The organism is uncultured Nostoc sp. (genome assembly GCF_964245445.1).
Taxonomy (GTDB): Bacteria; Cyanobacteriota; Cyanobacteriia; order Cyanobacteriales; family Nostocaceae; genus Nostoc.
The window spans coordinates 53,822-63,183 of record NZ_CAXTNE010000002.1 but is presented as its reverse complement, the minus strand read 5'-3'; the positions used below and the strand labels follow the sequence as shown (position 1 = coordinate 63,183).

Below are 9,362 nucleotides of genomic sequence, written 5' to 3'. Positions count from 1 at the left end.
CCCCCTGCCTCTTTCCAATTCCCAATGCCCCCTTCCTCTTCATCCCCACACTTCAATTACGGATGATAATTTCGACATTCTGGTGCATTTGGGTTTTCCTTACAATATTCTTCAAAAGAGACTTTGGCTGATACCATACCCTCAGCTTTCTGATGAGCGGCTTCTGCTTGAAGTTCTTCTACTTCATCCCAGGCGGCTGCACAGGCTTTAGAATAAGCACCTTGTTCGGTGCAAATAGCCCGAGACTGCTCAATGGCTTTTTGAATTCTCTCCTCCAGCAATGGGGCTTTTGGCGCTTCCACAAAGTCGCTTTTGGTCAAAATGTCGGTAATCGAAATGATACCCAACAGTTTGCCTTGAATCACAGGCGCTCGATGAATACCAGTGTTAGCAAATAACCGTGCTACATATTCCACACCCAAATCAGGATTGACCACAATGCAAGGCTTGCTCATAATTTCGTAAACCCGCACTTGCTTTGGGTCTTTACCGTAGGCTGTTACCTTATAAACAATATCCGTTTCTGTGACAATGCCATAAGCATCATTGTTATGGCGATGATCCACAACCAGCGCCCGCAATTTTTTTTCCTTCATCAGCCCCACTGCTTCAGCAACAGTCGCCGAACCGCGAATGGTAACTACATCTTTGGTCATGATATCTTCAGCTTTCATCATTGCTGTAGTCTCCTGGTTAATAGTACGGTGCAGCCCAGTGCCTTCAGAGGCGTATCGAAGCATTGCAGTACACAGTTTAGTTTGCTAACTAGAAAATAAAAAAGTTGAACTTTTGTCCAGCTACAACAATAAATTAGACTAGTTGTCAACACCTGATGTTATCCAATGTGACCGATACCCAAAAATAAGCATAAATTGCCATAACTTTCTAGAAAATCTCGTCAAAGGACTCCAACTGTTAAAAAGTAAATTTTTGACTATTACACGTCTATTGGTACTGACTAATAACTGATGGAGAAGTTAGGATAAAATTACTATCCAACTTCAGTTGAGATATTCCTGTTGAGGAAAGCAAAAGCATTAAACAGCAAAGCCTTCAGCTTCCGTCAAGTTTTACTGATTTCGAGTAAATTTCAATTATCAATCCCATGCCAAATCGTCATTATCCTCCCGCCTACTTACGCTATCTCAAAGCCAGGTTATGGAATCTAGGGCGACCTGGTTTTTGGGGCACTGCAATTTTTTTATCTGTAGTCGGTTTAGTAACTTGGGAATACTGGTCAAACCCAGATATTTTCGTTTATAAGCAAAAAAGTCAAGTCGCCTCACAAGAGCCTGCTGATTCCTCGCTGTCAGAAGAAAACAGAGCCATTGCAGCAGATATTGATAATTTGCCAGTTTTATTTAATGACTTTGACCAAGCAACTGCTTCAGTAACGCCAAATAACCCAAAGGAAAATACTGAGGCAAAAAATAGCAAAAACTCTTTAGAGGATGTAATTAATAAACAAAACTCTGCTAACGATACCAAATTAAATCCTGGTTTAGACGTTAATGCCGACACCTCCCTAAGCGTGAAAAATCCTTTTGTTGTACAAACAGAAAATTTATTGCGGACTGGGACGGTTGATAATAATAACCAGTTTTTAGGCCTTAAGCCTTTAACTACGGCGTCTCAACCAACAGAAAGGGAAACATCTTCTAGTCTGAGTATTGGATTCACGAATCAAACCAACAAGAATCAAAATTCTGTCTCCACCAGCCCTGTGCAAGCAGCACTCAACCAATCGACAAACCAGCAATATTCTAGCTTCAATGGGACTGCAACTCAGACAAATGGCTTGGGTCGAGCCTCTGAGCCAGGAACAACGTTGATGCCACCCATTAACAGCTTACCCAGTCAAAATTCTCTACCAAGTGCTGGGTCAACTACTGGGACAGGCTACACGTCAACGGGTACGAACTTGCAGCAAAATCCCTACAGTAATTTAAATAACGGTCAGGTATTACCTAATAATGGGTTAAATACTGGTACAGGTTATACATCAACGGGTACAAACTTACCGCAAAGTCCCTACAACAATTTAAATAACGGTCAGGTAGCGCCTAATGTAGCACCAGTAACGCCCCCAGGCACGTATGCAGTACCAAGTAATATTGCACCTTACTCTAGTCAGATTCCAAATCAAGGCGTTGTCACCCCCGCAAATCCTGTAGGATATGGGAATTATGGGTTGCAGCAACCGACGCAACCACCACAATCTACTTATGGGAATTATGGGTTGCAGCAACCGACGCAACCACCACAATCTACTTATGTGTTGCAGCAACCAACACAGTCTAATTCCTTGTATCTTCGCCAGATTCGAGACAGGTATAGAGGTTCAGATCAAAGGTGATTTTAAGCACCTTGGCTCGATAAAGTCTAGCTAAGGTGTTTGTGGGCTATTTGGAATAATCGGAACTTCCGGTGTTTCGGGTTGTTGCTGTTGCCGTTGTAAATATTTACTCAATATATTAGCCATATCACCACGGGTTACAGGTTTTAATGGGGAAATATTGCCTTGAGCATCTGTATTAAGAAATCCTTCAGTAGCTACTGTAGCGATCGCTTTTCTAGCCCAAGTTGGGATAGAGTTTTCATCTGGATATGAAGCCAGAATATCATTCACAGCCTCATCGGGAAACTGAAATACACCGTAAGCCTGGGCGAAAATAGCAAGAGCTTCAGCCTTTGTCACCTTTTGGTTAGGGAAGAATTCATTGCCCCGATAGCCTTTCATGATGTCAGTTTTTAAGACTGTCTGTATATCATTAAATGCCCAATGAGAACGAGGAACATCTGGAATAGCTAAATTTTCTTTGCTAACAGCTTGTCTCTTATTTAGCCCAAATGCTTTTACCATAATTGATGCTAATTCGGCCCTACTGAGTAACTTTTCTGGATAAAACTTGCCATCAGAAAAGGTTGTCATCCATTTGATCGCAGTTACCTGTTGAATGGCATCAGATGGGACTCCTGAAGTACTTTCTGGTACTGGGGTCTGAGCAATTGCTGGTAAATTTTGTAGTAATGCAATTAAAGATAGAGTAATTGAAAGCTGACGCATCATGATAACCACTTTTAGCTGGTAAATGAATTTAAAAAAGTACGTTACTGAGGCTAACGCAAAATTTGGTGTTTTTAATAACCTGTAACTCAGCTAGTGACGAATTTAGGCTGGGCAATGTTGCTTTAGCTAGGTAGGGTGTGGCTATAAATTTTAAAAATTAGGACTTTGTTCAAAATCCCAGCACTTCTCATGATTCCAGACTCTACCAGTGTGTTCACATTCTGATTTATCGTCAATCCAAGGAATTGAAGTAGGGTAATAGGAGCTAGATGTGGGAGTAAGTGAAAACAATGCAGAAGAAAATATAGTGTAGCTACAAATCGATAGAATGATTAGAAATCCTATGAGGAATAAGATATTGCCAGGAGTCCAAAAAGGATATAAACCTCTTTCAGAGCGTAAACGCACTTTAGAGCGACGTTCTGAACCTGCTAGCAACACCAGATAAAACCTTAATCCGGGAATTGGTACTGAAACTCTTATGTCTAAAGAATGACGTGTCTTAGCACGAGAGGCCAAACCCCTTTTTATCGCTTCTAATTGCTCCACCGTGAAGGTATTTGCTACTTTCGGGTCAATATTAGCGAAAAACTGCTCAAAAGTATAATCAGTATACTGAGGCTTTTTCATTGTTTTCGTATAGTAATATACATTATTCTACATTAGTCATCTCCTTTGTTCCGGACACTAAGATATTTTATTTTTTAGAATTCCCTAATCAAGGAAGTAGAAATTAGCAAAAACTTGTTTTTTACCTTTCATCTTTTGAGGTAATCTGCCCACTACTATGGACTATAGTCAGTTTTTCAGGAGTTTTGGCAATGACCGCAGCAGCAGATCCCGTAAAGTTGATGAAGCAAGAAGTTGGGAAAGCCGCCGCCGCCTTAGTAAAGTCGGGTTCTATTGTGGGGTTGGGTACGGGGTCAACAACAGCATATACGATTCAGTTTTTGGGCGATCGCCTCAAGTCTGGTGAACTTCAAGATATCATTGGTATACCTACATCATTTCAGTCAGAAGTACTGGCGAAGCAATACGGTGTACCTCTTGCCACTTTAGATGCTATTGACCACATCGATATTGCCATTGATGGCGCAGATGAAGTCGATCCGCAGAAGAACTTGATTAAAGGCGGTGGTGCAGCACATACCCGCGAAAAAGTCGTGGACTACCTGGCAGAACAGTTTATCGTTGTGGTAGATAGTGGTAAGTTAGTAGACCACTTGGGTTCTAGTTTCGCTGTGCCTGTGGAAGTGATTCCAATGGCAATTACTCCTGTGACTAATGCCATCAAAAAACTCGGTGGCAAACCAGAACTCCGCATGGGTGTAAAAAAAGCTGGGCCAGTGATTACCGATCAAGGCAATTTTGTTTTAGATGTCAGATTTGACTCTATTGAAGATCCAGTCAACCTAGAAAAGACATTGAATAACATTCCCGGTGTTCTGGAAAATGGTATTTTCGTTAACTGTGTCGATTTAGTTTTGATTGGTGAAGTCAAAGATGGTCAGCCATTAGTGCGCCAACTGTAAGAGTTATATATTTTGGATTTTAGATGTCTGTAAAATCTAAAATCCGAAACTTCTTTCGCTACAGTAACCCAAAATTAATATTCTTCATCGCCCCAATGTGCGATCGCAGTTTTGCCCTATCTTGCCCAATAATTAGTGAAGTACCTACACCGACTGCTAGGCAGTACGGTGTAGGCTTCGGGTAAACTCCCGAATTTCCTTAAGGGTACTCATAGAACCCGATAGCGAAGCGTTAGCCGGTACTTTGGCGTCAGACTCTATCATCAATTTCCCCATCCAGCTTTTTATAGTTGGAAAAACTCCCAGAGTCGTGTGAGGTTCAATCTTAAGACAGTCCCTACAGACTAGAGTTCAGCGCTAGACGATGACGTTAGTACCAACTACCAGATTTGTAGCTGTGAAATTATTCAAAGTTGTAAAGGTATAAAAACTGTTACTATAGTAGGCAAACTGAACTTGTGTAGAAGTACCCGATTGCACAAACTGTAGATAACCATCTGAGATGGGATTGCTGCCACTGTAGCCTTGACTCTTAAACAAGTCAGTAAGGATTAATTTATCCTGGCTTTTATTAAAGTCAGTGATTGTATCACCATTGTCAATGATTTGGTAGATGAACTGGTCATTACCGCTACCGCCAGTCAGGGTATCACTAAAACCACCACCAATGAGGATGTCATTACCAGCACCTCCAATGAGGCTATTATTACCATCACCACCAAGCAGGGTATCATTACCAGCACCACCAATCAGGGTATCCTTACCAGCGCCACCGCGTAGCAGGTCGTTACCACTCTTGCCGTCGATGCGGTCATCCCCTCCTTGACCATTAATCACATCTGCTGAGTTGTCAAACCCATTAACATTGTTGTTCAGGTCATTAACAAAGGTGACTGTGTTCTTGTTGAAGATAGCGTTTTGGGTGGAGTTGGCATCGAAGACATCAAAACTTTCACTAATGCTGGTTTGCCCATTAAACAGGATATTGCCTACTGCGGATACGTTCTCTAGGTTTTCCAGGGGAAAATTTTGCAGGATAACTTTATCATCAGCCACCCCTTCAAAGGTAACTTCCAGATTGTTACTATTCTGGGTGAGTAGTAGATTTCGGGCTGTCAATCCAGCACCTTGAAATTTGAGGGTATCCACTTCGGCAATGATTGCTGCTGATGGATTTGAGCCTTTACCTAGCCCACCGAAATCGGTAATGGTATCAACACCGTCACCTAAGTTGTAAACAAATGTATCTTTGCCGCCGCCACCAGTTAGGATATCGTTGCCTTGATTACCTGTGATGGTATCGTTCCCGGCTTGAGCGTTAATTATGTCATTCTGGTTCTTACCTACTAAATTATCAGCGCCATTGGTTCCATTTAGACCGTTAAACTCTAATGCACCAATATCAACTGTATTCTGAGATATTCTGTTAAATCCATCACCCCGTTGATCAGTTGTGATACCTGTTGGAATGAGAGTATTATTGCCTGCATTAATGGCAGGACTATCCCCAAGTAAGGCATTAGTAAAGGTTGTACCACCATTATTTTGCAGGGGGCTGAGTCTTGGATCAATGGGGTTGGTTCTGGTGCCAACGAGGGTGCTAGTAGTAAAGCCGGTACTAGCAGTGTTGTCACCAATTAGGTTATTACCAGCGTCGGTGAAGTTGCCGGAAACGTCGCGGGAATAACCGGAATCATCAGGAAAGGCTATGTAGGAATTGCCTGCAATGATGGTATCGCCAACGATAACATTACCGCCATTACTGACGACACCCCCACCGTTGCCACTAACACCGTCATAGCCAAAGCCCTCTGCTGTGTTATTGGTAATGGTGTCATTGGCGAGGGTGAGAGTGCCGCTATTCAAGATGCCGCCGCCAGTGTAATATACAGTATTATCAGAGACAGTGCTGTTAATCAGGCTAAAAGTACCTGAGTTATAAATGCCACCGGCGTCTGCCGCACCATTACCAGAGACAGTGCTGCTAGTGATATCAACAGTCCCTGAGTTATAAATGCCGCCGCCGTAAGATGGGTAGGGGTCAGGGCCTCCCCGATTCAGACCACTGGCGAACGCACCATTATTAGAGACAGTGCTGTTATTTATACTGAGTTTGCCTGTGTTGAATATGCCGCCGCCATAGGCTGTGTTGAAACCGACATTTGCATAATTGCTTGAGACAGTGCTGTTAGTTAGGCTCAGGTTGCCTTTATTAAAAATGCCGCCGCCTAAGGAAGACCCGCTATTGCCAGAGACAGTGCTTCCTGTCAGCTTGAGAGTGCCTCTGTTAAATATGCCGCCTACCTCCCCTCTATTGCCAGAGACAGTGCTGTTAGTCAGGCTGAGGCTGGTATTGCTATTGAGCAAAATACTACCTAAGGGGTCATTAGCATTAGCAATCTTCAAACCATCAATGCTGGCATCTGTCCCAGAACCTGATATCTCGAACACGCCTGATGAATTATTCCCACTCACAATCAGGTTAGATGCCCCAGTCCCCAAAATAGTAATATCATTAGTAATGGTTAATTTGCCAGAGGTCAGGGTGATGATATCTGGGGTGGCATCGGTGAACACGCCTGCAAAGGTAATTGTATCTGCCCCAACGGTTGCATTAGCATTGAGGATAGCCTGCCGCAATGACCCCGATCCAGAATCGTTGGTATTAGTCACTACAAATGTGCCAGTATTAACAGGTGGCGGGGTGATTGGGGATTGGACTTCGTAAGCACCAATATCAACAACACCGTTGAATATCCGGTTAAATCGAGTGCCGCGTTGGTCAGTGATGACACCAATAGGAACTAAAGAATTATTGCCAGCATCAATAGCGGGGCTATTCGCAAGTAACGCTTGGGTAAAGGTTGCACCACCGTTATTTTGCAGTAGTCCGAGTTTGGGGTCAATGGGGCTAGCACTTGTGCCGATGAGGGTGCTGGTGGTAAAGGCAGTGCTACCAGTATTATTGCCAATCAGGTTATTGCCGGAGTCAATCAGTCCACCACTCACGTCGGGGTGTATATCACCGGAGGTGGACTTGTCCGAGTTGCCTGCAATGATGGTGTTACTAACCTTGCTCTCACCAGAAAAACTAAAAACACCTCCGCCATCGCCTGTACCATCAGCATCTGAGTCGGCTGTGTTGTTATTAATTGTGCTGTTGATTAGGGTCAGACTATTGCCACTCACGTAAGCAAAGCCATTGTATATCCCACCGCCATCATTTAACGCTGTATTGCCAGAGATGGTGCTATTAGTTAGAGTAGCTGATCCGGAACTATAACCATCATCATTTCCGTTAAAAATGCCACCGCCGGAGGTTGCAGTATTGCCAGAGACAGTGCTATTAGTCAGCCTGAGATTACCGCCTTGATTATAGATGCCACCACCGGAGTTTGCAGTATTGCCAGAGACACTGCTATTGGTTAGGCTGAGAATACCAGTTTTACCAGAGGAAGCGTCATTAAAAATGCCGCCTCCGGCAGTATTGCCATAAACACTGCTGTTAGTTAGGCTGAGAGTACCACCGTTATAGATACCGCCTTGCTTATTGCCAAAGACGCTGGTGTTAGCAAGACTGAGGATGCCGCTATTAGAGATGCCACTTCCTGCTGTATTACCAGACACACTGATTTTTGCTAAGTTGAGGATGGAAGTTCTATTAACCTTAATACTGCCGCTAGCGATCGCCAGTCCATTAATATTGACACCTGTCCCTAGTCCTGATATCTCGAATACTGTAGAGGCATTCTTTCCACTCACAGTAAGCTTAGATGTCCCAGTCCCCAAGATGCTTAGATCATCGGTAATCGTCAGTTGCCCAGAGGTGAGCGTGATGGTATCTGGGGTGGTATCTTTGAATATTCCCCCGAAAGCGATCGTATCATCCCCAGCAGTAGCATTGGCTAAGTTAATTGCCTCCCGGAGTGTCGTAATGCCGTTATTGCGATCGCCATCATCTGTGTCACCAGTATTATTCACCGTGAACGTCGCCAGTACCCCTGTGTAAGCTTGACGCGTCGTTTCTGGAAAAATTAAACTCACTTCCATATCAGCCGTGCGGACTTCTAACTCCCAGTTGCCGCCTAATCCTGCATTACCGATTCGCTGACGAGAAGCAGCAATATTTGCTTTGGTGAGTTGGTGCAGTTTGTCTATAAATTCTGTCCCCGCATCACCCAAAGCCACATTGCAACCATAGATGAGTAAGTTCCAAAGGTTATTACTTTTGGCAGAGGTTGAAAATAGATTTTGCCATAGTTGCAGTTGCTGACTGTATTCGTCGAGGGTATCCAGTCCTAAATGGGTGTTGCCCAATTGCAAGCAACCTGGGGCACCGTGGCACACAATATAAATATTAGTTAAATTTGGACGATTGCAACTCGCTAGAATTTCTGTAATTTGTTCAACACCGTCCTGTGTCGAGTCAACTACGAAGACTTGGGCATTATCAAGCACGCCATTGACCAAATCGCTATAGTCTTCAACCGCCATGTCGATGAAGACTAAACTATGAACATAGGAGGTGGAAGTTGTAGGATTTACTTGGAAGTGTGAGGTATGTAGTGTTGCCATTTTTTTACTTCTAACTAAGGTAATGAGGCAAACTCAAACGAGTGCATCTCATTTTGGTAGGTATATACTTAAGCTTCAAACTGAAGTTGTTGCTTTTTGGATTTTTTAATATATCTGCTTTTTCAGTATTTTTTATGCAAAATTACAGCAGATTTAAAGTTGGTAGGTACACAACGATTCGTCTA

The 9,362-nt window shown here is 43.3% G+C and carries 7 protein-coding genes; 3 read left to right on the top strand and 4 right to left on the bottom strand.

Translation table 11 applies throughout. From position 1 onward, the window contains the following. Positions 1–56: 56 nt before the first annotated feature. Complete coding sequence (locus ACFE90_RS00725; RefSeq protein ID WP_375496859.1) at positions 57–677, bottom strand: CP12 domain-containing protein; 621 nt, start codon at positions 675–677, stop codon at positions 57–59. A 428-nt stretch (positions 678–1,105) separates the two neighbouring features. Here ACFE90_RS00725 and ACFE90_RS00720 point away from each other — a divergent pair, with 428 nt between their 5' ends. Continuing rightward, the gene (locus tag ACFE90_RS00720) at positions 1,106–2,356 is read left to right on the top strand and encodes a hypothetical protein (RefSeq protein ID WP_375496819.1); all 1,251 of its coding nucleotides are present in this window, start codon (positions 1,106–1,108) and stop codon (positions 2,354–2,356) included. A gap of 30 nt (positions 2,357–2,386) precedes the next feature. Here ACFE90_RS00720 and ACFE90_RS00715 read toward each other — a convergent pair whose 3' ends face one another. Next, on the bottom strand, positions 2,387–3,067 hold the full coding sequence (locus ACFE90_RS00715) for an S-layer homology domain-containing protein (RefSeq protein ID WP_375496857.1): 681 nt from the start codon (positions 3,065–3,067) through the stop codon (positions 2,387–2,389). A gap of 153 nt (positions 3,068–3,220) precedes the next feature. Continuing rightward, positions 3,221–3,700, bottom strand: coding sequence for a hypothetical protein (locus ACFE90_RS00710; RefSeq protein WP_375496817.1), 480 nt, complete (start codon positions 3,698–3,700; stop codon positions 3,221–3,223). 191 nt (positions 3,701–3,891) lie between these two features. Here ACFE90_RS00710 and rpiA point away from each other — a divergent pair, with 191 nt between their 5' ends. Further along, a complete protein-coding gene (rpiA, locus tag ACFE90_RS00705; RefSeq protein WP_375496815.1) occupies positions 3,892–4,602 on the top strand; it encodes a ribose-5-phosphate isomerase RpiA in 711 nt (236 codons plus the stop codon). 23 nt (positions 4,603–4,625) lie between these two features. Beyond that, positions 4,626–4,787, top strand: a complete 162-nt coding sequence (locus ACFE90_RS00700) for a hypothetical protein (RefSeq protein ID WP_375496813.1) — start codon at positions 4,626–4,628, stop codon at positions 4,785–4,787. Between the two features lie 172 nt (positions 4,788–4,959). Here the strand turns inward: ACFE90_RS00700 and ACFE90_RS00695 are convergent, their stop codons facing one another. Then, complete coding sequence (locus ACFE90_RS00695; RefSeq protein ID WP_375496811.1) at positions 4,960–9,177, bottom strand: DUF4347 domain-containing protein; 4,218 nt, start codon at positions 9,175–9,177, stop codon at positions 4,960–4,962. Positions 9,178–9,362 lie beyond the last annotated feature (185 nt).